25 protein-coding genes and 2 tRNA genes are annotated in these 23,327 nt (G+C 39.1%); 12 read left to right on the top strand and 15 right to left on the bottom strand.

Annotated elements, in window-relative coordinates; all coding sequences use genetic code 11:
- Nucleotide 1: 1 nt before the first annotated feature.
- Nucleotides 2–1,816: an allophanate hydrolase gene (atzF, locus tag FTV27_RS01400; protein ID WP_180077047.1), complete on the bottom strand. Its 1,815-nt coding sequence runs from the start codon at nucleotides 1,814–1,816 to the stop codon at nucleotides 2–4.
- Between the two features lie 457 nt (nucleotides 1,817–2,273).
- Nucleotides 2,274–2,349 (bottom strand) — tRNA-Arg (locus tag FTV27_RS01395).
- Between the two features lie 188 nt (nucleotides 2,350–2,537).
- Between FTV27_RS01395 and FTV27_RS01390 the strand changes: the two genes are divergently transcribed.
- The 7 genes from FTV27_RS01390 to FTV27_RS01360 all read left to right on the top strand — a co-directional run bounded on the left by FTV27_RS01390 (nucleotide 2,538) and on the right by FTV27_RS01360 (nucleotide 9,030).
- The gene (locus tag FTV27_RS01390) at nucleotides 2,538–3,473 is read left to right on the top strand and encodes an ABC transporter ATP-binding protein (RefSeq protein WP_111883996.1); all 936 of its coding nucleotides are present in this window, start codon (nucleotides 2,538–2,540) and stop codon (nucleotides 3,471–3,473) included.
- Nucleotides 3,470–4,243, top strand: coding sequence for an ABC transporter permease (locus tag FTV27_RS01385; protein WP_180076837.1), 774 nt, complete (start codon nucleotides 3,470–3,472; stop codon nucleotides 4,241–4,243). The genes FTV27_RS01390 and FTV27_RS01385 overlap by 4 nt, the downstream gene beginning before the upstream one ends.
- Nucleotides 4,243–5,061: an NADPH-dependent 7-cyano-7-deazaguanine reductase QueF gene (gene queF / locus FTV27_RS01380; protein ID WP_111883994.1), complete on the top strand. Its 819-nt coding sequence runs from the start codon at nucleotides 4,243–4,245 to the stop codon at nucleotides 5,059–5,061. The genes FTV27_RS01385 and queF overlap by 1 nt, the downstream gene beginning before the upstream one ends.
- 17 nt (nucleotides 5,062–5,078) lie before the next feature.
- Entirely contained in the window at nucleotides 5,079–5,729 is a 651-nt protein-coding gene (locus tag FTV27_RS01375) for a hypothetical protein (protein WP_180076836.1), read from the top strand.
- 789 nt (nucleotides 5,730–6,518) lie between these two features.
- On the top strand, nucleotides 6,519–7,520 hold the full coding sequence (gene mltB / locus FTV27_RS01370; protein WP_078190309.1) for a lytic murein transglycosylase B: 1,002 nt from the start codon (nucleotides 6,519–6,521) through the stop codon (nucleotides 7,518–7,520).
- Between the two features lie 286 nt (nucleotides 7,521–7,806).
- Nucleotides 7,807–8,421: a septal ring lytic transglycosylase RlpA family protein gene (locus FTV27_RS01365; RefSeq protein WP_078190310.1), complete on the top strand. Its 615-nt coding sequence runs from the start codon at nucleotides 7,807–7,809 to the stop codon at nucleotides 8,419–8,421.
- Nucleotides 8,422–8,574: 153 nt separating this feature from the next.
- A complete protein-coding gene (locus FTV27_RS01360; protein ID WP_180076835.1) occupies nucleotides 8,575–9,030 on the top strand; it encodes a DUF962 domain-containing protein in 456 nt (151 codons plus the stop codon).
- 253 nt (nucleotides 9,031–9,283) lie between these two features.
- On the opposite strand, the gene FTV27_RS01355 is transcribed toward FTV27_RS01360, so the two are convergent.
- The 3 genes from FTV27_RS01355 to rpsB all read right to left on the bottom strand — a co-directional run bounded on the left by FTV27_RS01355 (nucleotide 9,284) and on the right by rpsB (nucleotide 11,733).
- Nucleotides 9,284–9,793 carry a DUF3465 domain-containing protein gene (locus FTV27_RS01355; protein ID WP_180076834.1) on the bottom strand — a complete coding sequence of 170 codons (510 nt, stop codon included), beginning with the start codon at nucleotides 9,791–9,793 and terminating at the stop codon, nucleotides 9,284–9,286.
- A gap of 175 nt (nucleotides 9,794–9,968) precedes the next feature.
- Nucleotides 9,969–10,844 (bottom strand): translation elongation factor Ts, encoded by an 876-nt coding sequence (gene tsf / locus FTV27_RS01350; RefSeq protein WP_180076833.1) that lies wholly within the window; start codon nucleotides 10,842–10,844, stop codon nucleotides 9,969–9,971.
- A 142-nt stretch (nucleotides 10,845–10,986) separates the two neighbouring features.
- A complete protein-coding gene (gene rpsB / locus FTV27_RS01345) occupies nucleotides 10,987–11,733 on the bottom strand; it encodes a 30S ribosomal protein S2 (protein ID WP_078190314.1) in 747 nt (248 codons plus the stop codon).
- Nucleotides 11,734–11,940: 207 nt separating this feature from the next.
- Between rpsB and map the strand changes: the two genes are divergently transcribed.
- The 3 genes from map to FTV27_RS01330 all read left to right on the top strand — a co-directional run bounded on the left by map (nucleotide 11,941) and on the right by FTV27_RS01330 (nucleotide 15,026).
- Nucleotides 11,941–12,768 (top strand): type I methionyl aminopeptidase, encoded by an 828-nt coding sequence (gene map, locus FTV27_RS01340; RefSeq protein WP_180076832.1) that lies wholly within the window; start codon nucleotides 11,941–11,943, stop codon nucleotides 12,766–12,768.
- A 269-nt stretch (nucleotides 12,769–13,037) separates the two neighbouring features.
- Complete coding sequence (locus FTV27_RS01335; protein ID WP_111883988.1) at nucleotides 13,038–14,264, top strand: pyridoxal phosphate-dependent aminotransferase; 1,227 nt, start codon at nucleotides 13,038–13,040, stop codon at nucleotides 14,262–14,264.
- A 327-nt stretch (nucleotides 14,265–14,591) separates the two neighbouring features.
- Nucleotides 14,592–15,026 carry a PaaI family thioesterase gene (locus FTV27_RS01330; RefSeq protein WP_180076831.1) on the top strand — a complete coding sequence of 145 codons (435 nt, stop codon included), beginning with the start codon at nucleotides 14,592–14,594 and terminating at the stop codon, nucleotides 15,024–15,026.
- Nucleotides 15,027–15,077: 51 nt separating this feature from the next.
- Here the strand turns inward: FTV27_RS01330 and FTV27_RS01325 are convergent, their stop codons facing one another.
- On the bottom strand, nucleotides 15,078–15,536 hold the full coding sequence (locus FTV27_RS01325) for a hypothetical protein (protein ID WP_180007643.1): 459 nt from the start codon (nucleotides 15,534–15,536) through the stop codon (nucleotides 15,078–15,080).
- A gap of 251 nt (nucleotides 15,537–15,787) precedes the next feature.
- Here FTV27_RS01325 and FTV27_RS01320 point away from each other — a divergent pair.
- Together FTV27_RS01320 and FTV27_RS01315 are read left to right on the top strand one after the other, a co-directional pair.
- Nucleotides 15,788–15,863: transfer RNA gene (locus FTV27_RS01320), tRNA-Asn, on the top strand.
- Nucleotides 15,864–15,951: 88 nt separating this feature from the next.
- Nucleotides 15,952–17,025, top strand: a complete 1,074-nt coding sequence (locus tag FTV27_RS01315; protein WP_180076830.1) for a hypothetical protein — start codon at nucleotides 15,952–15,954, stop codon at nucleotides 17,023–17,025.
- A 63-nt stretch (nucleotides 17,026–17,088) separates the two neighbouring features.
- Here the strand turns inward: FTV27_RS01315 and FTV27_RS01310 are convergent, their stop codons facing one another.
- The 9 genes from FTV27_RS01310 to lepB form a co-directional block, all read right to left on the bottom strand.
- The gene (locus FTV27_RS01310; protein ID WP_180076829.1) at nucleotides 17,089–17,913 is read right to left on the bottom strand and encodes a DUF4198 domain-containing protein; all 825 of its coding nucleotides are present in this window, start codon (nucleotides 17,911–17,913) and stop codon (nucleotides 17,089–17,091) included.
- A gap of 136 nt (nucleotides 17,914–18,049) precedes the next feature.
- Nucleotides 18,050–18,703, bottom strand: coding sequence for a tRNA-(ms[2]io[6]A)-hydroxylase (locus FTV27_RS01305; protein WP_078191997.1), 654 nt, complete (start codon nucleotides 18,701–18,703; stop codon nucleotides 18,050–18,052).
- 16 nt (nucleotides 18,704–18,719) lie between these two features.
- Nucleotides 18,720–19,445, bottom strand: coding sequence for a pyridoxine 5'-phosphate synthase (gene pdxJ / locus FTV27_RS01300; protein WP_180034351.1), 726 nt, complete (start codon nucleotides 19,443–19,445; stop codon nucleotides 18,720–18,722).
- Nucleotides 19,446–19,454: 9 nt separating this feature from the next.
- Nucleotides 19,455–20,171, bottom strand: coding sequence for a DNA repair protein RecO (gene recO / locus FTV27_RS01295; protein ID WP_180023562.1), 717 nt, complete (start codon nucleotides 20,169–20,171; stop codon nucleotides 19,455–19,457).
- An 8-nt stretch (nucleotides 20,172–20,179) separates the two neighbouring features.
- Complete coding sequence (locus tag FTV27_RS01290) at nucleotides 20,180–20,374, bottom strand: NF038104 family lipoprotein (RefSeq protein WP_180076828.1); 195 nt, start codon at nucleotides 20,372–20,374, stop codon at nucleotides 20,180–20,182.
- A gap of 31 nt (nucleotides 20,375–20,405) precedes the next feature.
- Nucleotides 20,406–21,434: a GTPase Era gene (gene era, locus FTV27_RS01285; protein WP_067765139.1), complete on the bottom strand. Its 1,029-nt coding sequence runs from the start codon at nucleotides 21,432–21,434 to the stop codon at nucleotides 20,406–20,408.
- Nucleotides 21,434–22,132, bottom strand: coding sequence for a ribonuclease III (gene rnc / locus FTV27_RS01280; protein WP_111883979.1), 699 nt, complete (start codon nucleotides 22,130–22,132; stop codon nucleotides 21,434–21,436). The genes era and rnc overlap by 1 nt, the downstream gene beginning before the upstream one ends.
- The gene (locus FTV27_RS01275) at nucleotides 22,104–22,475 is read right to left on the bottom strand and encodes a DUF4845 domain-containing protein (RefSeq protein WP_180076827.1); all 372 of its coding nucleotides are present in this window, start codon (nucleotides 22,473–22,475) and stop codon (nucleotides 22,104–22,106) included. The genes rnc and FTV27_RS01275 overlap by 29 nt, the downstream gene beginning before the upstream one ends.
- 20 nt (nucleotides 22,476–22,495) lie before the next feature.
- The gene (gene lepB / locus FTV27_RS01270; protein WP_180076826.1) at nucleotides 22,496–23,323 is read right to left on the bottom strand and encodes a signal peptidase I; all 828 of its coding nucleotides are present in this window, start codon (nucleotides 23,321–23,323) and stop codon (nucleotides 22,496–22,498) included.
- Nucleotides 23,324–23,327: the final 4 nt, after the last annotated feature.

Raw genomic sequence — 23,327 nt, 5'->3', positions numbered from 1 at the left:
TTTAATTTGATTTTGCTGTTGTTGCTTGCAGTGATTGGATATAGGCGCGCCAGCCGCCAAATTCACTGATATTTTTTGCACCGTTTAGGCCATAAGGTTCACAAATAAAGCCTTTCACCCAACGTCCATCGGCAAGCTCGATATTGCCCATACCCAGTGGTGTTGGAATTTCAGCAACAAATTCACCAAAGCGTGCTTTTGGAATATCCCAAAGCTCGACAATAATTTTTTGACCCGCTTCCTGACGCGCTAAACCTGGTTTTGGCGGTACTGTGCCCGGCAGTGCATAGAGGGCGTAATCGGCAGAAGTCGTTGTGGTTTCAACATGCACGGCTTGGCGTGTTGTCAGTTGGAAATTGAGTGGCATGCCTGTGAGATGTGCGCCTACGACTGCAACTCGAAAATGTTGTGCGGATGGTGCAGACATGACTGAATTTGCTTCAGGCAATGTTTTCGCTACTGCACCGAGTGGTAATTTCAAATGCTTTTGCCATTTTTCGGCAAAATCTGCTAAAGCCGTATCGTGCCAAGCCGGTGCAATGAATGTGATTCCAAAAGGCAGCCCGTCGGCACGAAAGCCTGCAGGTACAGCGATGGCACTAAGGTCTGCTAAATTGGTAAAGTTGGTATAGGTGCCAAAGTGGCTATTATTTTCAATTGGCGATTCAGCCATTTCTGCAAGCGTGTGTATGGTTGGCGAGCTTGGCACCACTAAGGCATCAAATTGCGCTAAGGTTTGCTGAATGTCTCGAGCCAATTCTTGCTTTAAATATTCGGCGTTATAAGCATCAACCGCAGTGTACTGCTGGCCTTTTTGAATAATTTCTAAAACTGTTGGATCAAAGTCGTGTACCGATGTTTCTAATAAGTCTGCAACTGCAGCAGTACGCTCTGCAACCCATGACCCTTGGTAAAGTTGGCTCGCCAATTGACTAAAAGCACTGAAATCAATTTCAGTCAGTTCTGCACCTAAGTTTTTTAATTCAATTAATGCTTGCTGAAATGCAACAACAGATTGAGCATCGCCAAAAAAATCTAATTGTTTTGGAATGGCTAAATTTAATTGTGCGCTGAACTTTGCAGGCGCTGTAGCAGGATTCACACGTGAATAACTGTCGGTTACATCAAAACCTTCCATAACTTCTGCCACTACAGTTGCATCAGCGACGATTAAGGCAAAAATTGAAATGCAATCGAGGCTCTTACAGGCAGGCAATAAGCCTGTATTTGAAAAGCGACCTTTGGTTGGCTTTAAACCAACAATATTATTAAATGCTGCGGGTATACGCCCTGAGCCTGCTGTATCTGTACCGAGCGCAATCGGGACTAAACCGCGCGCCACCACACTGCCTGAACCTGAACTTGAACCACCGCTTACAAAGTCAGAATTAAAAGTATTCGGCACTGCACCAAATGGCGAACGTGTACCCACTAAACCAGTAGCGAATTGATCTAAATTGGTTTTGCCTACAATAATCGCACCCGCTTGTTTTAAGCGTTGCACCACATAGGCATCTTCAGTTTTTATGTCCGTAAATAATTTAAACGCAGCCGTTGACGCAAAGCCCACCACATCAATATTGTCTTTCACTGCAATAGGCACACCAAATAAAGGTAAGGCCCCAGCATTTTCGATTTGTTTTAAAGCGTCAATCTGTGCAGTTAATTGTTCTATAGAGGCAATTGAAATCCATGCTGGATCTGCATGGTCAAATTGCTCAACCAAGGCATATAAGTCTTCCAATTGAATTGTGTTATTCGCGTAGCCCGCTTTCCATTCTGCTAAAGTCCAACCTAAAGTTTTTATTGGGTTCATTGATGTGCTCATTCTTGTATCCAAGTTTGAATACTGTATTGCACACATCATGCCAAAATTAATTTTTTATTATTTTTCAATATCTTATTATAAAAATACCAATCATTTCCCTATTTTATTTAGGCAATATAAAACGATAAGTGTTCTATTAAGTTTCCAAGCTCCACTATTTTGGTGCATGACTTTTATAATCGTGTTTTCAATTGATTCTTTTGATTTAGATGCAGATATAAATACAGTGAACTTGATATTGCCACTCTTAATAAGCTTTCAATTTAAATGTTTTGTATAACTTGGAATAAATAACCAGCGAAACATTTTAAATTTAATATTTTTGGAAACAGATACATCAATGATGGCGAAAGCAATAATAGTCTTAGAGATTGATAGAAGTGAATAGAAATATAAAAAAAGCAGTTGATTTGCAAAATTTAGTTGGAGAATAAAAACTAAAAAATGGTGCGCTCAGCGGGACTCGAACCCACGCCACAGGCTTCGGAGACCTGTACTCTATCCAGTTGAGCTATGAGCGCTTATTTTGGATTGCGCACATCATAACAAAAAAAACTGTAAGGTAAAGCAACTATATAGATGTTAGGTATTTTTCTGCTTAAGCTTTATACAACGTTCTATTTTTAAAATGCAGAATTCCATACGATTTACTTGGTTTATTTGCCCCGATATCGCACAATACTCACACTATTTATAGAGTGAATTATTTATGACTGATGCACTAACGTTAAAGCAGCTGTCAAAAACCTATAAAAATGGGTTTCAGGCGCTTAAAGGTATTGATTTAACAGTACCCGAAGGTGAATTTTATGCACTTTTAGGTCCCAATGGTGCAGGAAAATCTACCACGATTAGTATTATCAGTTCACTAACCCGTAAAACTTCAGGTACTGTCGAAATTTTTGGGCACAATTTAGATACCCATCCCTCGCATGCAAAGCAGTGTTTGGGCGTTGTCCCTCAAGAATTTAACTTTGGTCAATTTGAAAAAACATTTGATATTTTGGTGACTCAAGCTGGTTATTACGGTATTTCTAAAAAGATAGCAGAGAAACGTGCAGAGGAATATTTAGAAAAGCTTGGTCTTTGGGAAAAACGTAGCACCCAAGCACGCATGCTATCGGGCGGTATGAAACGCCGTTTAATGATCGCTCGTGCCATGATGCATGAACCTAAACTGCTGATTTTAGATGAGCCGACTGCTGGTGTTGATATTGAACTACGCCGTTCGATGTGGGATTTCCTCACAGAAATGAACGAAAAAGGTACGTCTATTATTTTAACGACACACTATTTAGAAGAAGCAGAAATGTTGTGCCGTCGAATCGCAATTATTGACCGTGGTGTGATTAAAGAAGACACCAGCATGAAAGGTTTTCTCAGTCAGTTAAATGAAGAAACCTTTATTTTCGATTTAGCCGAACCCATTGAACCGATCCATATTGAAATTATTGGTGTTCGTTTCAACTTAGTTGACCCCGTCACTTTAGAGGTCACTATGGATAAAGCCCATACCTTGAATGATTTATTCCAACTCATGGAATCTCAAGGTATTCAGGTTCGTAGTATGCGTAATAAATCTAACCGACTAGAAGAACTGTTTGTCCGTATGGTCGAAAAAAATCTTGAAGGTGCAGCACAATGAATTTTAACCAACTGTGTATCGCCCTCTACACCTTAGTGTATAAAGAAATTCGCCGTTTCATGCGTATTTGGCCGCAAACTCTTCTCCCACCTGCGATCACCATGAGTTTGTACTTTGTGATTTTCGGTAATTTAGTCGGTTCACGCATTGGGCAAATGGGCGGTTTTAGCTATATGCAGTTCATCGTGCCCGGCTTAATTATGATGGCGGTCATCACCAACAGCTATGCCAATGTGTCATCAAGTTTCTTTAGTGCAAAATTTCAAAAAAGCATCGAAGAATTAATCATGAGTCCAGTGCCGTTACACTTGGTGCTTTGGGGTTATGTGATCGGTGGTGTTTGCCGTGGTGTTTTAGTCGGCTTTATTGTCACTGTGATGAGCCTATTTTTTACTGAATTACACCTGACCAATATCTTCGTAACTATATATACAGTTCTCATTACTTCGCTGCTGTTTTCTCTTGGCGGATTTATTAATGCTGTTTATGCAAAATCTTTTGACGACATTTCGATTATCCCGACTTTCGTCCTGACTCCGCTGACTTATTTAGGCGGTGTTTTCTATGCCATCTCATCATTGAGTCCTTTTTGGCAAAATCTCTCTTTAATCAACCCTGTCGTGTATATGGTCAATGCATTCCGCTACGGTATTTTGGGCCATAGCGATGTGAATGTCGGCATTTCACTGACAGTAATTACTGCATGTTGCGTTGTACTTTATGGCGTGGCGTATCATTTACTTTCTCGTGGTTCAGGAATGCGTGAATAATGAGTGTAGAACAATCCCTTTTAGGTAAAGACACCAACTACCCAACAGAATATCAACCCGATATTCTGTTTCCGATTGCACGTGCCACTGCACGTGAACAATATGCCCATGTGGAAGGCATCCGCCAAGGTACAGACTGGTGGCATGTTTTTGAAATTTCTTGGTTAAATGCTTCTGGTGTGCCTCAAGTCGCTATTGGCCGTTTAACTTTGCCTGCAAGTTCAGACAACCTCATCGAATCCAAATCTTTAAAGCTCTACTTTAATAGTATGAACTTTACCAAATTTGATTCTCAGGCAGCGTTTAAAGCAACCGTTGAAAAAGACTTATCTGCTGCAGCCAATGCGGCTGTGACTATTGATCTATTTCATGTTGATGAAGTTGAAATTTCAAAACCGCAAGGCATCTGTATTGATGACTTAGAACCCACCCAGTTAGAAAATCATCCTAATGCAGCTTTACTCTCTTTAGATGAAGATGCAGCGCAAGAAGAAGTTGAAATTCAACTTTATTCACATTTATTAAGAAGTAACTGTCCAGTCACGGGTCAACCTGATTGGGGAACGGTATTTATACGGTATAAAGGTACTAAGCCTTGTTATCGTAGTATTCTGGCTTATATTATTTCTTACCGTCAGCATAATGGTTTCCACGAACAATGTGTGGAGCAAATGTTTGCCGATATTTGGCAACATTTAAAACCAAGTCAGCTGATGGTATATGCTGCCTATACACGCCGTGGTGGATTGGATATCAACCCTTGTCGTGTATCGGATTTAACATGGATGCCTCGCCCCATTCGATTGGCGCGACAATAAAAAAATTGAGGTTAGTGATGCCATTTTTTGGTTTTATTCCTTCTGAGGAACTTCTAAGCAGTATCCAAAATGGTCACGCGAAAAAAAATTCGAGTGAACCCCTTTATCCTTTACGTGATAAAACAGCTTTGCTGATTAATGAAGAAATCATTGGTGCAACTATATTAGCTCCTGTTCATCTGTTTCCTGCAAGCGATAAGCGCGACACAGCAGAAAAACTGGCTGGCTATGTCAAATCAACAGTCGCCGTATTGTTAAAGCAACTACTAGGTAAATCTCCGAATGATGTGGTGAAACAATCCATTGAATTTTCAGAACGAAGTTTATTTCAAGACGCGACTGGCACTTATCGTGTAGGTCTAAGTTTAGATGCAGGACTAGTCACTAACCTTAAAAATAGTTATGCCGAAATTAAATCGGGTGTAGATATCAATAAAGCTGCTTTTGGTGAACTGTATAAACAGTTTGCTGAAGCTGCAGTGTGTCATTTTATGAATGATTTTAATAAAACACTCGATTTAGGCATGATTAAACGTAAAGCAGCCGATATCGGTTCTTCTGCCGTGATTAAAGCTATTCATATTGCAATTGATAAGATTTTCCCAAATCTAACCAAAGAAGAGCTAGGTGCCCTTGCAGAAGCACATGATGCGATGTTTAACAAATAAATCTCGCTTTTCGTCAAAACCTAGCTTCAGCTAGGTTTTTTTATGGCTAAACGCATAAAATCGAATCCCGATACAATGACTATATAGTCATGCAAACACAGTTCTAGAATTAAACAGATTTTTATTAAAAGAAAGACAGTACATTGATATCCACAATTTTTAAAAATCTACAAAGAACAGGAAGAACCTGAATATAGATCATATTTTAATGTGAGCCGTCATTTTGGCTTAAATTTCAATGCGTCCATTTTAATATTCAATCTCTTTCTTTTTTATCATTCAGTCTATATTTCTACTATATATAGCGACGTTTTCAACAGCATTGAAGCGCTGGCGAACAAAAACTATGTAATGAATAAACCACTGCTTGCATATGGGTGTTTTAGACCGGTACCTTTTTAATCCTGTCCCTTTATTTTTAGATATAACATTGCAACTTTTGTAGCTTCTAAACAGTATTTCGCAACGCGATAAAGTTTACTCGTTCTGCGTTTTTATGACGCATGAGTTTTAGAGTCATCTTTATTTCAAATGATTTGTGAATATTTGCAAGTTATGTAAATGAATATGTCACTTTTCAATATGTTAACTGCGAAAAAACCCTTTGCTTTGTCTTTTTTTGTATATCTATTTATGAAAGCATGCACTGTCAGTGGTATCTTAGTTGCTATTGGTAACCTTTACCTTTAATTAGCTAAGAAACCAGAAGGTCATCACAATTTTCAGGACCTTTACCCCCTCGAAATTTTGTTCATACTCATCGCTAAAGCAACTGGAAATTTTTTATTTATGCTAAATCGAAATTTTTATAAAAAACTATCACATATTGCCATTATGGCCGGTTCACTTTCACTGACCAGTTTTTGTCAGGCCAACGACTTCCAATCTCATCCGGCATATGCAAGCTTTAAACAAAATGCAATGCAAACCTATGGTCTGAGTGAAAATCAAATTGATTGGGCAATGCAAGGTAGTAAAAACCTACCCAATATTATTAGCATTATGAATCGACCCGGCGAATCAAAGCCTTGGTATCAATATAAAACCAATTTTTTAGCTGAAAGTACAATTCAACGCGGCGTTCGCTTCAAAAATCAATATGCCGACACTTTAAATCGTGCAGAACAACAATTTGGTGTGCCTCAATCCGTGATTTTAGGCATTTTGGGTGTTGAAACAGGCTACGGCAGCAATAAAGGTAATTTTATTACCCGTGATGCTTTGGCGACCCTTGGTTTTGGCTATGAACGCCGTGCGCAATATTTCCAAGATGAACTTGCTGCACTGATTGCTTGGTCATATAAAGATGGTGTTCCAACCAACTCTGTCGTCGGTTCATATGCAGGTGCTGTGGGTTATCCTCAATTTATGCCAAGTAACATTCCAAAATTTGGTGTGGACTACGATGGCAATGGTCATGTTGACCTGCGTAATTCGGCTGTCGATGCCATTGGTTCAATTGCAAATTATCTAGCAAATTATGGTTGGCAGCGTAATCAACCGATTGCTTTTGCTGCTCGCTATAGCGGAAACAACCCAGATGCTATTATTGCAAAGGATTTAAACCAGCCAACACCCTATGGTGTACTCAAGGCTCAAGGTGTAACCCCTATGAATCCATTGGTAAAAATCGATGATCTCGATTTAGTCAATGTCATCCAATTGCAAGATAGTTATGGACCAATTTATTACATCACTTATCCAAATTTTCAGGTCATTACAACCTATAACAAAAGCCGTATGTATGCGACTGCACTATGGCTTTTAGGCACTGAAGTTACCAGTCGATAAGACTGGTTTTTTCTTATAAAGCAAAAAAGTCAACAAATATTTTCACCAAAATGAGCATTTATTCGACATTTTACACACCTTGTTACATTATTGATTATTTATTAACCAAATATTGTTAATTTTTTAGACATTTTCAAAGTATTTTAATTAAACACTAGACAGCCTATTAATGGCATGAATATTATCCATCTCGTTAAATATAGTTGCAAAAGTGAAATATCAGACGTGTTTACCTGGATATCAGCGACTTAGTTGAACCAGTAAATATGCCATTGGGAGATAAACAATGCAGTCATCAATTATTAAATATGCCTTAGCGGTTGCCACGGCAGTTGCGCTAAGTCAGTCACAAGCTGAGATGGTTCAGTCATCATCATTCAATCATGATAATGACAACTCTCGTCTTGCAGCTCGTGTATTGAATAAAGAAGCTCAAAGCTTCAATTCAAACTTTACGAATTTAAGTAGCCTTTCAATCACTGAGCGTTCTGGCGATAAAATTCGTCGTCAAACAATCGCTGCTAAAATCGAAATTCCTGAAGATGAGCCTTCAGTGATTGAAAAGTTAAATACTGTTGCATCGAATACTGTTCGTAAGTTCACTCAAACAGGTACTGCTTCTTGGTACGGTCGTCAATTCCACGGTCGTAAAACAGCAAGCGGTGAAACGTTTGACATGAACGCACTTACAGCAGCACATCGTAGCCTGCCACTTAATTGCTTTATTCGTGTTACGAATCGCAATAATGGTAAAAGCGTCGTGGTGAAAGTAAATGACCGTGGTCCATTCCATGGTAACCGTGTTCTTGATTTATCTTATGGTGCTGCTAAGCAATTGGGCATTACCAGTGCGGGTACTGCAAATGTGAGCATTGAGCGCGTAGACGGTCCAAATTCTTAATTCTCCAATGAAGTGACTGCATTTAACAGACCACGCCTAGCGTGGTTTTTTTATTTGTAGCCTCTTAGCCTTTCAAATCATCAGTAATCCTGATTTTGACCCTTCCTCCATTCTTGTTTATATTGGAGTCCTTCCCCATGATTAAGGACTATCATGAAAACAATCAACGAATGGTTTGATGAATACAGCGAAAGTCATCAAAATAAAACCAATAAAATGATTCACTGGATTTGCGTACCCACGATTTATTTTTCAATCGTTGGCATATTGGCGCATTTTAGCGCGCTACTTACTGCTGTCTTACTTGCTTTAGCATTTATCTTTTACGCACGTTTAGACATTGTGCTTGCTGTTGCAATGGCCGCGTTAACGTTAATCATGGCATGGCTAATTTGGGTGTTACCAGTTGGATATGGCTTTTATATCGCGCTCTTTATATTCGCATGGATTGGTCAATTTTATGGCCATAAAATTGAAGGTAAAAAGCCCTCTTTTTTCAAAGATCTCCAATTCCTCCTCATTGGCCCTATTTGGTGCTTAGATACATTTGCAGGCAAAGTACTTAGCAATTGGAAAACACGCTATAAATCGCAAATAAAGAGCATTTAGAGCACGATTAATTTCATAGATCTCTTTTTCACTTATTCCACATCGGTTTTCTTCATATTCGATGCTTAAAACCCTATTGTTTATAGGTGTATTTATCTCTGGTATTTCCAATCATTTTTTCTATTTATACGACCAAAAAGCCAGTGTTTAAACACTGGCTTTTACTCAATATGATTAATCCAATTTTATGTTGATAGCTTCATCTGAATCATGATCATTTAAATGACTAAAGTTAAAAATGACTACGTGATTTTTATTGATAGGTTTTACCTTGATGCTTTAACCAACCATCCTGATGACGTCCATTCGGATCGTGATGTGTCCAATGCATCACACCACCCTTATCTGAATATTCGTATTCACCGTAAAATTGAACTGTATCGCCTTTTTGCAAATCATCAATTCGTGGAGCAAGATCGATATTATGCGCGACCAAAAGCGTTTGACCATTATTTAAGGTCAAAATGAACTTTTGATGGCGACTACCTTCATTATCATCTCGAAGTACCGCTTTCACTCGACCTGTACCCTCAACCTGAACATTACTGAGTTTATTTTTAAATGCATGCGCAATAACATCTTCAGCACTCTGCCCTTTTTGTTGAGCATCTACAGGTTGTACTGATTCTATTTGTGGCTGTGCGTTTTGTTCCGCTGTCGTCTGAACTGGTGCAGATTTTTGTTGTTGTAAATCGATTCCGAAATAAGTGGCTGTAAGCGCAACAATAATTCCGCCGATGGTTAAATTTGTTTTGTTTGCCATAAGATAGTTTAAATCGAAATTTTCAACTCATTATAGTCATTAATATGGATAAAAATAGAATCTATGCACAAGAATGCACACAATATAAAGTTTAAATAGCTTTGAAATCAGTAAAGCTACAGCCATAAAAAAAGCCCTCTAAAACGAGGGCTTTTTTTCTACAAATAATCAGTGATTATTTTGCAGCAGCTTGAGCAGCAGCAACTTCTTCAGCGAAAGAAAGTTCAGCTTTTTTCTCAATACCTTCACCAACTTCGAAACGTACGAAGTTAGCAACAGTAGTACCAGTTGCTTTAAGAACTTCTGCAACTTTCTTATCGTTGTCGATAACGTACATTTGGTTCTCAAGAACAACTTCGTTCAAGTATTTCTGAACTGAACCAGTTACCATTTTTTCAACGATGTTTGCTGGTTTACCAGATTCAATTGCTTTCGCTTCAGCAATTTCTTTTTCTTTAGCGATAAGTTCAGCAGAAACGCCAGCTTCGTTTACAGCAACTGGGTTGAATGCAGCGATGTGCATAGCCAAACCTTTACCAGTTTCAGCATCACCAGCGTATGCAACTACAACACCGATTTTTAAACCATGTTTGTAAACTGCAAGGTTGTCGCCTTCAACGATTTGAGCACGACGTACTTGGATGTTTTCACCGATTTTTTGAACAAGCGCGATACGAGCTTCTTCAACAGTAGTACCATCTTCAAGTTTCAATTCAGCAATTTGAGCAACATCAGTTACACCAGCAGCAAGCGCAGCAGCAGCAACTTTAGCAGAGAAACCAGCAAAGTTTTCGTCTTTAGCAACGAAGTCAGTTTGACAGTTCACTTCTAAAAGGATTGCTTTGTTGCCTTCTTGAGCGATAGTGATCGCGCCGTCAGCAGCAATGTTACCCGCTTTTTTAGCAGCTTTAGCTTGACCAGATTTACGAAGGTTGTCGATCGCTAATTCGATGTCACCGCCCGCTTCTGTTAATGCTTTTTTACATTCCATCATTGCAAGACCAGTACGATCGCGCAATTCTTTAACCATGCTTGCTGTAACTGCAGTCATGTTAATCTCCTAAATACGGTAGAAAATGAATTCTTTTTTAGAACAGAAACGGCCCAGAGCTGTCTCTTGGGCCGTCTGCATACATGACGCTTACTTTGCCACCATCACGTGTCGCAAAAATGACAAGCTTACGTCAAACGCATTAAGCCTCAGAAGCAGGAGCTTCTTCGCCTTTAGCTTGTGCATTTGCTTGTGATTGAGCATATTCTTTACCAGCAAGAATCGCATCAGCCATAGCAGAAGCGTAAAGAGTAACTGCACGGATCGCATCGTCGTTACCAGGGATAACGTAGTCTACGTTGTCTGGGTTAGAGTTTGTATCAACGATACCGATAACAGGAATACCAAGGTTTTTAGCTTCTTTAATTGCAATTGCTTCGTGATCAACATCGATTACGAATAATGCGTCAGGTAAACCACCCATGTTTTTAACGCCGCCAAGAGCGCGTTCAAGTTTTTCCATCTCACGAGTACGTTCTAAAGCTTCACGTTTAGTAAGTTTAGCGAAAGTACCGTCAGTAGATTGAGTTTGAAGGTCTTTTAGACGGTTGATTGACTGGCGAAGAGTTTTCCAGTTAGTCAACATACCACCCAACCAGCGGTGATCAACATATGGTTGACCTGCACGTTGAGCTTGTTCACGAATGATTGCAGAAGCTGCACGTTTTGTACCAACGAACAAAACTTTGTTCTTTTTGCTAGCCAAGTTGTTAGCAAAGTTCAAAGCATCATTTAACGCAGGAACAGTGTGCTCAAGGTTGATGATGTGAATTTTGTTGCGCGCGCCGAAGATGTATTCGCGCATTTTTGGATTCCAAAAACGTGTTTGGTGACCGAAGTGTGCGCCTGCTTGAAGAAGGTCGCGCATGCTTACGTTGTAATCTGCCATTTTCTTTACCTTAAAGTTTGGGTTAGGCCTCCATATACCCGCATTCTCCACCTAAAAAGGCACCCAGAGAAATGTGTCGATATATGTGCGGATTTTATTGCCCCATCGCACAAAGCTCGTGAAAGATATTCACGAAAAAGCATTTGATAAAATGGGCGGCTATTTATACCATAGTCACATACAAATTTCCAAAAGTTTTTAGAGATCATGAACAGTACTTACGAAGCTCCACGTCGATTAATTAAAACGCCTGACGAAATTGAAAAAATGCGCGTCGCGGGTCGACTGGCGGCAGAAGTTTTGGATATGATCAAACCGCATATTGTTCCAGGTGTGACTACCCTCGAACTTGATACGATTTGTCATGACTATATTGTCAATAAACAAGAAGCTATTCCTGCATGTCTAGGTTATGGCGCTGCGCCAGGTCGTCCAGCATTTCAGCACGTAATCTGTACTTCAGTGAACCATGTGGTGTGTCACGGTATTCCATCTGAAAGCAAAAAGTTAAAAAAAGGTGACATTTTAAACATCGATGTCACTGTGATTAAAGATGGTTACCACGGTGATACCAACATGATGTATATCGTGGGTGGTGAAACATCTATTTTAGCGAACCGTTTATGCAAAGTTGCCCAAGAAGCCATGTACCGTGGTATGGCGGTGGTAAAACCAGGCGCAACCATGGGTGATATCGGCTATGCTATTCAACAATATGTTGAATCAGAACGTTTTGGTGTTGTACGTGAATATTGTGGTCATGGTATTGGTACCGTTTTCCATGACGAACCACAAGTTTTACACTATGGTCAACCAAATACAGGCATGATCTTAGAAGAAGGTATGACATTCACAATTGAACCAATGGTGAATGGTGGCGACTGGAAAACCAAACTTCTTGGCGATAAATGGACTGTCGTGACTAAAGATCATAGCTTGTCTGCACAGTACGAACACACGCTACTTGTAACAAAAAATGGTGTAGAAGTGCTAACTGCTCGCCCTGAAGAAGATTTATCGCGTTTTGTTCAATAAGCAAAGTATTTGAAGTATAAAATTTAATTAAAAAAGGTCACACATATTGTGGCCTTTTTTATGCCCTTTTTTTATCCGTGACTTTAAGATTTTTCCATAAAATTTGATTAAAACTTAAGTAACTCAATGTAAATTTTCTCAATTATAGGGTTAGGATGGAATATCACACTTTTTTGCACATTGTTGATTTTGCCACTCCCCATTACTGTGCATTTAAGCTAAGATAGTGTGCTTTTTATTTTTTAATCCCTATAAGAAGGAATACTGCCGTGGACGTACGTCTGTCTGATCGTGTAAATAGCATCAAACCGTCCCCTACACTTGCTGTTACTAACAAAGCTGCTGAATTGAAAGCTGCTGGTAAAAACGTAATTGGTTTAGGCGCAGGTGAACCGGATTTCGATACCCCACAACACATCAAAGATGCTGCAATTGCTGCTATCAACAATGGCTTCACTAAATATACAGCTGTTGACGGTACTCCAGGTCTTAAAAAAGCAATTATTGCTAAATTAAAACGCGACAATAACCTTGATTACGCTGCAAACCAAATTTTGGTTTCTTGTGGTGGTAAACAATCTTTCTTTAACTTGGCACTTGCTTTGTTAAACAAAGGTGACGAAGTAATTATCCCTGCTCCTTACTGGGTAAGCTACCCAGACATGGTGATCATTGCTGAAGGTACTCCTGTAATCGTGAAATGTGGTGAAGACCAACGTTTCAAAATTACGCCTGCTCAATTAGAAGCTGCAATCACTGACAAAACTCGTTTAGTGGTTCTAAACAGCCCTTCTAACCCAACAGGTATGATCTACACTAAAGAAGAATTGCTTGCTTTAGCTGACGTACTACGTAAATACCCAGAAGTTTTAGTTGCTTCTGATGACATGTACGAACCAATCCGTTGGGACGACGAATTCTACAACATCGCAACAGTTGCACCAGACCTTTACGACCGTGTAATCGTTCTTAACGGTGTATCTAAAGCTTATGCAATGACTGGCTGGCGTATTGGCTACGCAGCGGGCCCTGCTAAACTGATCGGTGCGATGAAAAAAATCCAATCTCAATCAACTTCAAACCCAACTTCTATTTCACAAGTTGCTGCTGAAGCTGCATTGAATGGCCCTCAAGACGTTCTTGAGCCAATGATTGAAGCATTCAAACGCCGTCACGACTTAGTTGTGAAAGGTTTGAACGACATCAACGGTATCACTTGCCTTCCTGCTGACGGTGCATTCTATGCATACGCAAACATCCGTCCTTTAATTCGTGCCAAAGGTTTAAAATCTTGCACAGAATTCTCTGCATGGTTGTTGGAAGAAACTGGTGTTGCAGTAGTTCCTGGCGATGCGTTCGGTCTTGGTGGCTACATGCGTATTTCTTATGCAACTGCAGACGAAGTACTTGTAGATGCGCTTGCACGTATTAAGAAAGCTGCTGATTCAATCGAAGGCGTAGATGCTGCGATTGCTTCAATTGCTGCTGAAAAATAATCTGCTTTTAAAAAGCTAGATTTAAAAAACCCGCGAATATCGCGGGTTTTTTATACTCTTCAAAAGAATAAATTAATACTCTTCACTTCAACATGCTTTTGATCAATTTTTTTCGCGGTTCAAACTAAATAACAAAGCTCATCCAGCCCATTTGACTTCCTTCAAATCGACTTAAATATTAAAAAGCCAAACGATAAAACCTAAAACTAACCTTCATATTCAAATCTTTGGTTTGCATTCTTTTTACGTTTTCAGCTATGTTATTTAAATAAGTTCCATTTTAGAACCCAAAATAACCACAAAACTAACCTATCCAGAGATATACCAATGAACATCAAAGAAATGACTGGATTCGAAATTTTAAAGGCAATGATGCAAGGCCAAATTCCACCTGCAAGCATTAGTGAAATTATTCCAATGCAACCCAAAAAGATTGAGCAAGGTAATGTAGAGTTTGTTGTAAAAGCCGATCAGCGCCATTTAAATCCACTTGGTGGTGTGCATGGTGGCTTTGCAGCAACAGTCTTAGATACAGTTACAGGGTGTGTCGTACACTCGGCATTAGAAGCTGGTATAGGCTATGGCACCATTGATCTCAATATAAAAATGTGTAGACCTATCCCTAAAAATCAAGATTTAACCGCAATAGGCCATTTAATTAATATCAGCAAAAATTTAGCAATTTCAGAAGGCAGAATTATGGATAACAATGGAAAGATATATGCTCATGCAACAGCGACATGCATGATTATACGTCCTTAATATTTTTATTTTTCTGCTCGCAATTCAATGCGAGCAGATGATGATTCAAACTTAAATTGCTGAATGTAAGGCGCGAATTAATTGGCCTTCGCTTAGATCAATGCGATTACTGCCCTTTTGAAAGCAGTAATATTTTAAAGCACTATCTAACTCAACACGAAGTTCTTGTTGTTCTGAAATAGACCATACTTTAGAACGATTTGAGCCTGATAACGCATTACCGGCCAATTGGTATAAATACAAATCTTGCTTGCGTTGCAAAGGCACACGACGGCCATCATCTTGATGTTCAAAACGTAAATGACATGGCGTGTTGATCAACCATTTTTCACTAAACCACAGTTGTAATAAATCACCCAATGCCAAGTCACGTCGACCCAAAGGCCAAACGTCAACGTACGCACCTTCCACAGGTGTTTGATATTGCTCTTGATTACTAATAATGGAAAGATAGTTTTCTTGGTAAAAAGAAAAATTTGAAAAAATCTGAGAAATAGTCAGCGTATTCATTCGCTTTCTCCTGTTTAGCCATTTTAGTGCTGGCAAGTTGGGTTTAAATCCACACTGTTTAAACATATGTTTAAACGCTCTTTTGTTGTATTCAGACTATCAATTGAATTTTTTCTTTGCAAGCCTAAGATTCATTTTTTCTAAAAAATCCTTCTTTTTGTTCAAATAAAAAACATCTATCACGCATTTCTCCTCATATTGGTATTTTTAGCTTGACCCTCTTCAAAATCTGCTTATAATCGCATTCAGATTCTCCAATAGCTCAGTCGGTAGAGCGACGGACTGTTAATCCGCAGGTCCCTGGTTCGAGCCCAGGTTGGAGAGCCAAATTCTAAAGCCCATTTATTTAAATGGGCTTTTTTAATGCCTATGATTTACATATAATCTATAAGTCATTGTCATTAAAATAAAAAAAATGTTCATTCAAGTTGATGCTGAATCAAATAAAACTGCCTTAAAACACTATCTCACTGCATTCATTTTTCTTTTAATTTTTATCAGCCCATTTGCAATTTATTTGGTGAGCTGCACACCCGAAAGTGAAATTGAGCAACATTTCAAAACGCCACCCAATTTATATAATAGTGAAACCAACACCCTTCTTGACAGCAGCCTACAATGGTTGATTCCAACTCAGCAGATTCAAAATCACAATACTATTCAGGAAATATCTGAATCTGTATTGAACGAGATGACAGAAGGACAATATTGGGCGAGCACACCGATTACACTGCAAAACCAATCTGATCAACTGTATGTTCATATTGATTTTGCAGGTCAGCAACAAATACGAAAAGATCTTGAAATTTCAGTACTTCCGTTATGCATTGTTAACGAGAAAGAAACGCCATGTATGAAAGCTGGGTTAAATGCAAGTGGACAACTTTTTAACATCTCAACTCAAAAAAATACGCAATATCGCACATTGGAGACCAATAAATCCTGGATGTTTTATGGCCATGAATTCCAAGAAAATTATATTATCCCACCACAAGCCACTCTCAAATTTTTAGTTAAAGCCAACACCCCTGAACACTTAACCCTTCAATGGCTTAGGCTAAGCATCAGTACTAGCCCCATTGTCGAGAAACAGCAAAATTTTATGTTCATGACGCAAAACAGTATGAAAATAAAATATGCACTTGCTCTATTACCACTCTTCATTTTAGCTTTGATGCACATTTTTCAAGGGTTTGAAAGCCTGCGTAATTTATCTATCGGCGCACTTGCAGCACTTTTATTTGCTATCAACACCATCATTTGGGATATCCACTATATGGTCATTGGTTGCCTGATTTTATGTTTTGCAAGTATCTGTTATTGTTTTGAGAGCCGATATTATCGATTGCTCTATTTAACGGGTTATTTACTGATTGCAGGCTATTCGCAGCAATATTATGGTGGTTTTAATAAACACTTTTTCACTCAAACCAGTTTAATTTTATTGATAGGTTTATCGATGTTTTATCTTGAACCAAAAGATAGCTAAATCATTTTGATAAAAAAAGCTCTGCAAATCGCAGAGCTTTTTCTCATTTAACTACCCTTCGCTTTAGATCACATTAAAACTCAAAGTATATTTATATCGTTTTAATGCGTCTCCCTTCATTTCAAAAGGCTGCTGATAGTCAATTTTCAGTAAATACTGACCACGATCTGCTAGATTAAAATTTAAGTTTCCATCTTGATCAGTTTTAAGCGTTTTATAAACCTTTCCTTCACGGCTGTAATCCGTCGTTTGCTGCAAAATTTCAATCTGCAAACCCGCAACCGCTTTTTTCTGATCTAGCACTTTCAGTTGTACTGGCTCATTTTGCATAATGGCATTCGGATGAGTTTTAAATTGCACATCAAAACCATCATGTAAATGATTCACCACTTGTGTAGACGTTACACGACGTGATACAAAAGTTTCAATGATTTCTTGGGTTTGAATGCTTTTGATTTGCGACTTTTTAGACAACTCCGCTGTGTAAATAACATTTGCATTCACAGTTTTTTGAATATCACGCGCACCATTGATTAACGCTTTCCACTGCTTTTGATCATAAGCAAAACGCGCTGTATTTCCCTGTTTTTCACCGCGAATACGATACGTGCCATCCTGCTTATTTTCTAAACTATAGCTGCTGACTGTTTGCGTTTTTGCCCAATCGGCATCCATTAAATGTAGCTTATCACCTGACGGTGTATGCACATGGAAATTAAAGTTTTTAATAGCTATTTCAGAGACAAACGGATTGTCATAAAAACCAGAAAGAATGGCACTGTGATTATTAAAAGTTTGATAGTTTAGAGGCGCAACATAAGGATAATGCGCTTGAGCCTGACCAACCGCACACAAAGCGATACAGAGTACAGTGAATTGTAATTTCATATTGAATAAGTGAGCTTAAATTGTTTGATTCATAGAGATCGTTTCATTTTAGATTCACCCAAGACAAATGTAAATAATTCTTATTATCGTTTATTTTAAGTGCATAAAAAATCCCCCATTTTGGAGGATTATTTTATCAAGCGGCTTTGACTGGCACACCACTATGAAAGCGGAATAAATCATCTGGGCTGCTAATCAGATTTTTTTCAACTTCACGAATATGCTCAATACGCATCTGAATATCTTCTTTCGGGTTCTTCAGCTTATTGGTCGTCGCCACATCCATGGCCAATGCTAAATAGTCCTCATAATGGCGTGATTCAGACTTTAGCAAATAGCGGTAGTACCGCCCCAACTCTTCATCCACATGTGGTGCAAGCGCATAGAAACGCTCACATGACCGTGCTTCAACAAATGCGCCAATCACCAAGATATCAATTAACGCTTCTGGCTCGTAAGTCCGCACTTCTTTACGTAGACCACCTGCATACCGACCAGCACTGATTGCAGTCCATTCCTGACCACGTTTTGCCATCAGTTCCAGCACTTGCTCATAGTGCAGCATTTCTTCACGTACTAGCTGTGCCAGTTTGATTTGTAAATCCGAGAAAAAACTATAACGAAACATCAAATTCATTGCTGTACTTGCTGCTTTCTTTTCACAATTGGCATGATCCTGCATCAGGATATCCAAATTATTTAAAGCTTCATCTAGCCATGCTTTTGGTGTTTCACACCCCAAGAAGCCAATGACTGGCTTCATTAGGGCATCGTAATCAATATTTGACATATACTTTACTTAAAAATTAACGTGCGGCTTTAATCGCAGCTTTCATTTGTTTTACAGACTGTGCCAATCCAATAAATACAGCATCAGCAATAATCGAGTGACCAATATTCAATTCATGAATTTGAGCAATGCGCGCAATCGGAGTGACATTGTCAAGATTTAAGCCATGACCAGCATTCACAATCAATCCTTTAGATGCCGCATATTCAGCACCTCGAATAATACGTTCCAGCTCTGCTTTCTGCGCTTCAGGTGTTTCAGCATCTGCATATGCACCTGTATGCAACTCAATCGTAGGCGCACCACAGGCAATCGCTGCATCAATTTGAGCAAAGTCAGCATCAATAAATAATGAAACTTCGCAACCAATCGCCGCGAGTGCTTGAGTCGCGTTTTTTACATCTTCAAAATGCCCAACCACATCTAGACCACCTTCAGTCGTGACTTCTTCACGCTTTTCAGGAACAAAGCATACATGATGCGGCTGAATCTCTTTGGCAAATTCAACCATTTCATTGGTCACTGCCATTTCAAGGTTCATATGGGTTTTTAATACAGAACGCATACGACGTACATCATCATCTTTAATATGGCGACGATCTTCACGTAAATGCAGCGTAATCCCTTCCGCCCCCGCTTGCTCACAAATGATTGCGGCATTCACAGGATCTGGATAAGTTGTCCCACGTGCATTTCGTAGTGTTGCCACATGGTCAATATTTACACCAAGCAAAGCTGCCATAATTCTTTCCTAATGACGTTGAGTTTGAGAATTCTGTATCCACAATTGACGACTTTTTAATGGACGATCGCCAAGCAAGGAAGTAATCATTTGTCGGTACAACTTAGACAGTAATTGTAACTGTTCAGAATTAAATTCCCCACCTTTTTCATAATCACACATACTTAAAATATGTTGACCTGACAATGTTGCGCGTGAGGCTTTAATGACAGGTTGAAAACCTTCGTTTAAATGAAATTGATAATTTTCATGAGGCTGAATTTGCTGTTGATTTGCATCAGTTGAAAAATCCAACGCAAAACCCAACTCTTCAAGCAGCACATGCTCAAATTGTCTAAGGATTTGCCGTAAGAATAGATCAGGGTTGGCCTGGACAGACATGCATTGAAGTTGTTCCAAGGTGTGTGCATATTGAGCAAATGTCTCATGCATCTCAACCTCTAACGGACATAGCCTCAATAAGACTTCATTTAGATAAAATCCTGAAAAAAAAGCATCACCAAAAAAGAAAATCGGTTGATTGACAATTTCAAGTTTACTGAAATTTTTAAGCTCAGACTTGCCGGATGCTTGCAAGCAAATCGGTTGATACTGGGGAGGTGGCGTTTGCCTGAGAATACCATCAATTCGACCATGCTCCTGAGTAAACAAGTGCACAATATGACTTTTTTCACGATATTTACGATGGTGAATTAAATAACCATGCAGTATCTCATTACGCATGATTTGAAATATTAATCCTTGTCTTTCTTTTTCTTGTCGTCTTCATCTTCATCCCCATCTGGAATGACTGCACCCACAACTGCAGCAGTACCTTTAACCACGCCTTTTGTGGTTTTATAAGCCACTTTGACAGGAACAGTAACGATTTTATGAATACACCCTTGTAGAAACAAAACACATGCCACTACAACTAATACTTTCATCATTACTCTTCCCTCAAAGTTTGTTATTTAACGATTAGATATCGCTATAACCTAAGCTTTTCAATGCACGCTCATCATCAGACCAACCGCCTTTGACTTTCACCCAAAGCGTCAACATGATCTTTTGCTCGAACATTTTTTCCATATCTACACGTGCATCCATACCGATTTTCTTCAGTTTGGCACCCTTCTCACCAATAACAATGGCTTTTTGGCCAGAGCGATCGACAAAAATCGTCGCATCAATATAGGTACACGCCGCTTTAGGACGACCAGTTTTTGGATTAACTGTTGCTTCTTCTGTTTTAAACGACTCAATTTGAACCGTTAAATCATAAGGAAGCTCTTCCCCCAATTGACGCATGATTTTTTCACGGATAATTTCAGAGGCAAGGAAACGCTCTGAACGATCAGTCAATTGCTCAAGTGAATACAGTGGTGGTTGAAATGGTAAATATTTCTCAATCGTGCTGCGCAAATGATCTAAATTTGCACCACGTAATGCTGATACAGGAACAATTTCTGCAAAATTCATTAATTTTGCACGCTCTTGTATCAATGGTAATGCATGGTTTTTATTCTCTAGTGTATCAATTTTATTGATCACAAGAATCACTGGCATATCGGCATTTTTTAGCTTTTCTAACACTAAATCATCATTCTGTGTCCATTTGTCTGCATCAATCACAAACAAAACTAAGTTCACATCACGAAGTGCAGAATGTGCCGCACGGTTCATCATTTTATTGATGGCACGGACTTCTTTTTTGTGCATCCCCGGGGTATCTACGAATACCGCTTGAGATTTTTCGCGTGAGTCAATACCCACAATTTTATGACGTGTGGTCTGTGGTTTACGAGAGGTAATGGAAAGTTTTTGACCCAAAATATGGTTCATCAACGTTGATTTACCCACGTTTGGACGACCAACAATCGCCACAAACCCACTTTTAAAATCGGCTGGAATTTCAGTGCCTTGTGCACTAAAAAACTGACTAATTAAATCGTTACTGTCGCCTTGCGACTCGTGATCAGCATCTACGTGATCGGAATGAGTAGTCATTAAGACTTTTTCTCCAAAATTTCTAAGATTTCTGCCGCTACTGCCTGTTCAGCAAAGCGACGGCTTGAACCTTCACCGTATTTAACAGGGAGCCCTTCAACTGTACATTCAACTTTAAAATGTTGGTTCGGAGCATCACCCTGAATATCTACAACCTCGTAAACCGGGAGAGGTTTTTTACGTGCTTGTAAATACTCTTGCAAACGTGATTTAGGATCTTTCAGTTGATCAGTTGGTTCAATATGATCTAAATATGGCACATACCATTTAAGAACAATCGGTTCCAGAATTTTTAAATCCTGACAATCGACATAGATTGCACCAATGATCGATTCAACAGTATCCGCAAGTATAGACTCACGATGATGACCGCCAGATTTCAACTCACCGGTACTCAAGATTAATTCTTGACTGAGTTTTAAGTCATTGGCAATTTTTCCTAGCGCTTCCTGACGAACCAGTGTCGCACGCATACGCGTTAGACGCCCTTCATTTTCATGCGGGTAGGCATGGTACAGATAATTGGCAATTATCATACCCAATAATGAATCGCCCAGATATTCTAGGCGTTCATAATTGTATTTATGGCTCACCGATCGGTGGGTCAAGGCCAGTTGCAACAATTCAGGTTGTTTAAACTGATAACCGATACGACTTGCTAAACGAGCTTCATTTAGCTTGGACTGAGCTTTGATCAAAACTTTTCTCGAACTTCAACACAATATCAATATTCAATAAGAAAGGTTTTCTTATTTCATAATCCGTTTTTACTTCAAGCCCCTTTTCATTAGAGACTTGAGCAATATCTTTAAAACTAACATCGCGAATACTGTTCATTGAAAATCTTTTATCCATTTCTTGAACAAATTTACTTGGACTAATATTCGCAGGTCCACTTTTTAACTGCTCCTCGATTAACCCATTAATCATTTTGTTATCGAGATACGGTCCCCAAACCGCAATAACAATTTTAGCTAAAAAAGCAAAACCAATCACAGCAATTAAAATTGCAATATAAGACGTTCCCCGTTGATGTCTCATTTTATTTTCCTGATGTAAGACTAATCAATACTGCCATTACGACTAAATGAAGGCAGTTTTAAACCAGGTTCCTTATGCATCCACTTGTAAAAAGCACGTCCAGTGAGGTTTTCTTCAGGCACAAAGCCCCAAAAACGACTGTCCGCACTTTGATCACGATTATCCCCCATCGCGAAATAGTGACCTTCAGGAACCTTAACCTCCCAATATAAACCATTTTCTGTTGAATATTTACCATTTTCAACATAGTTGATAAATGGCGCTTGGCGCGCAACATTGACGCCTTCAAGCTCACGCATGGTAAACGTATGCTTACCCATGGTTTCTTTATGATAAATCGATGTAGGTGTATCAAGTTGATCTTTTTCACGGCTAAATTCTACAGGAACTTTTGCCACCTTTTGACCATTCACACTCAGTTGACCATGATCGTAAACAATATGATCACCTGGTAAACCGACCACTCGTTTAATATAGCTGATGGTTGGTTGTGGTGGATAACGGAATACAATGACATCACCACGCTCAGGTTCACCGACATCAAGAATTTTTTTATTGACGATAGGTAAACGTACGCCATACTGATATTTATTCACCACAATAAAATCACCTGTTTCTAAGGTTGGAACCATAGAGTCAGATGGAATATTAAATGGCTCATATAAGAATGAACGCATCACCAAAACTATCGCTAGAATCGGCCAGAAATCATAAGCCCATGCGATAACGACATTTTCATTCCCTTTACCTTTGGTCTGCCGTTGCTTCCAGACAAACTTATCCAACAGCCAAATTAAGAAAAAAATGACTGTGGCAGGAACAAGGATCAAATTAAAGTCAAAATCCATGAGC

Origin of the sequence: Acinetobacter sp. YH12251 (genome assembly GCF_013417465.1) — a bacterium.
Classification (GTDB): domain Bacteria; phylum Pseudomonadota; class Gammaproteobacteria; order Pseudomonadales; family Moraxellaceae; genus Acinetobacter; species Acinetobacter amyesii.
Note: the sequence above shows the minus strand (reverse complement) of the source record. Positions and strands in the feature narration are given on the sequence as shown.

Excerpts from the sequence above, each read along its gene's own strand:
- atzF (WP_180077047.1), bottom strand. The coding sequence starts at position 1,816 with ATGAACCCAATAAAAACTTTAGGTTGGACTTTAGCAGAATGGAAAGCG.
- FTV27_RS01390 (WP_111883996.1), top strand. The coding sequence starts at position 2,538 with ATGACTGATGCACTAACGTTAAAGCAGCTGTCAAAAACCTATAAAAAT.
- FTV27_RS01385 (WP_180076837.1), top strand. The coding sequence starts at position 3,470 with ATGAATTTTAACCAACTGTGTATCGCCCTCTACACCTTAGTGTATAAA.
- queF (WP_111883994.1), top strand. The coding sequence starts at position 4,243 with ATGAGTGTAGAACAATCCCTTTTAGGTAAAGACACCAACTACCCAACA.
- FTV27_RS01375 (WP_180076836.1), top strand. The coding sequence starts at position 5,079 with ATGCCATTTTTTGGTTTTATTCCTTCTGAGGAACTTCTAAGCAGTATC.
- mltB (WP_078190309.1), top strand. The coding sequence starts at position 6,519 with ATGCTAAATCGAAATTTTTATAAAAAACTATCACATATTGCCATTATG.
- FTV27_RS01365 (WP_078190310.1), top strand. The coding sequence starts at position 7,807 with ATGCAGTCATCAATTATTAAATATGCCTTAGCGGTTGCCACGGCAGTT.
- FTV27_RS01360 (WP_180076835.1), top strand. The coding sequence starts at position 8,575 with ATGAAAACAATCAACGAATGGTTTGATGAATACAGCGAAAGTCATCAA.
- FTV27_RS01355 (WP_180076834.1), bottom strand. The coding sequence starts at position 9,793 with ATGGCAAACAAAACAAATTTAACCATCGGCGGAATTATTGTTGCGCTT.
- tsf (WP_180076833.1), bottom strand. The coding sequence starts at position 10,844 with ATGACTGCAGTTACAGCAAGCATGGTTAAAGAATTGCGCGATCGTACT.
- rpsB (WP_078190314.1), bottom strand. The coding sequence starts at position 11,733 with ATGGCAGATTACAACGTAAGCATGCGCGACCTTCTTCAAGCAGGCGCA.
- map (WP_180076832.1), top strand. The coding sequence starts at position 11,941 with ATGAACAGTACTTACGAAGCTCCACGTCGATTAATTAAAACGCCTGAC.
- FTV27_RS01330 (WP_180076831.1), top strand. The coding sequence starts at position 14,592 with ATGAACATCAAAGAAATGACTGGATTCGAAATTTTAAAGGCAATGATG.
- FTV27_RS01325 (WP_180007643.1), bottom strand. The coding sequence starts at position 15,536 with ATGAATACGCTGACTATTTCTCAGATTTTTTCAAATTTTTCTTTTTAC.
- FTV27_RS01315 (WP_180076830.1), top strand. The coding sequence starts at position 15,952 with ATGTTCATTCAAGTTGATGCTGAATCAAATAAAACTGCCTTAAAACAC.
- FTV27_RS01310 (WP_180076829.1), bottom strand. The coding sequence starts at position 17,913 with ATGAAATTACAATTCACTGTACTCTGTATCGCTTTGTGTGCGGTTGGT.
- FTV27_RS01305 (WP_078191997.1), bottom strand. The coding sequence starts at position 18,703 with ATGTCAAATATTGATTACGATGCCCTAATGAAGCCAGTCATTGGCTTC.
- pdxJ (WP_180034351.1), bottom strand. The coding sequence starts at position 19,445 with ATGGCAGCTTTGCTTGGTGTAAATATTGACCATGTGGCAACACTACGA.
- FTV27_RS01290 (WP_180076828.1), bottom strand. The coding sequence starts at position 20,374 with ATGATGAAAGTATTAGTTGTAGTGGCATGTGTTTTGTTTCTACAAGGG.
- era (WP_067765139.1), bottom strand. The coding sequence starts at position 21,434 with ATGACTACTCATTCCGATCACGTAGATGCTGATCACGAGTCGCAAGGC.
- FTV27_RS01275 (WP_180076827.1), bottom strand. The coding sequence starts at position 22,475 with ATGAGACATCAACGGGGAACGTCTTATATTGCAATTTTAATTGCTGTG.
- lepB (WP_180076826.1), bottom strand. The coding sequence starts at position 23,323 with ATGGATTTTGACTTTAATTTGATCCTTGTTCCTGCCACAGTCATTTTT.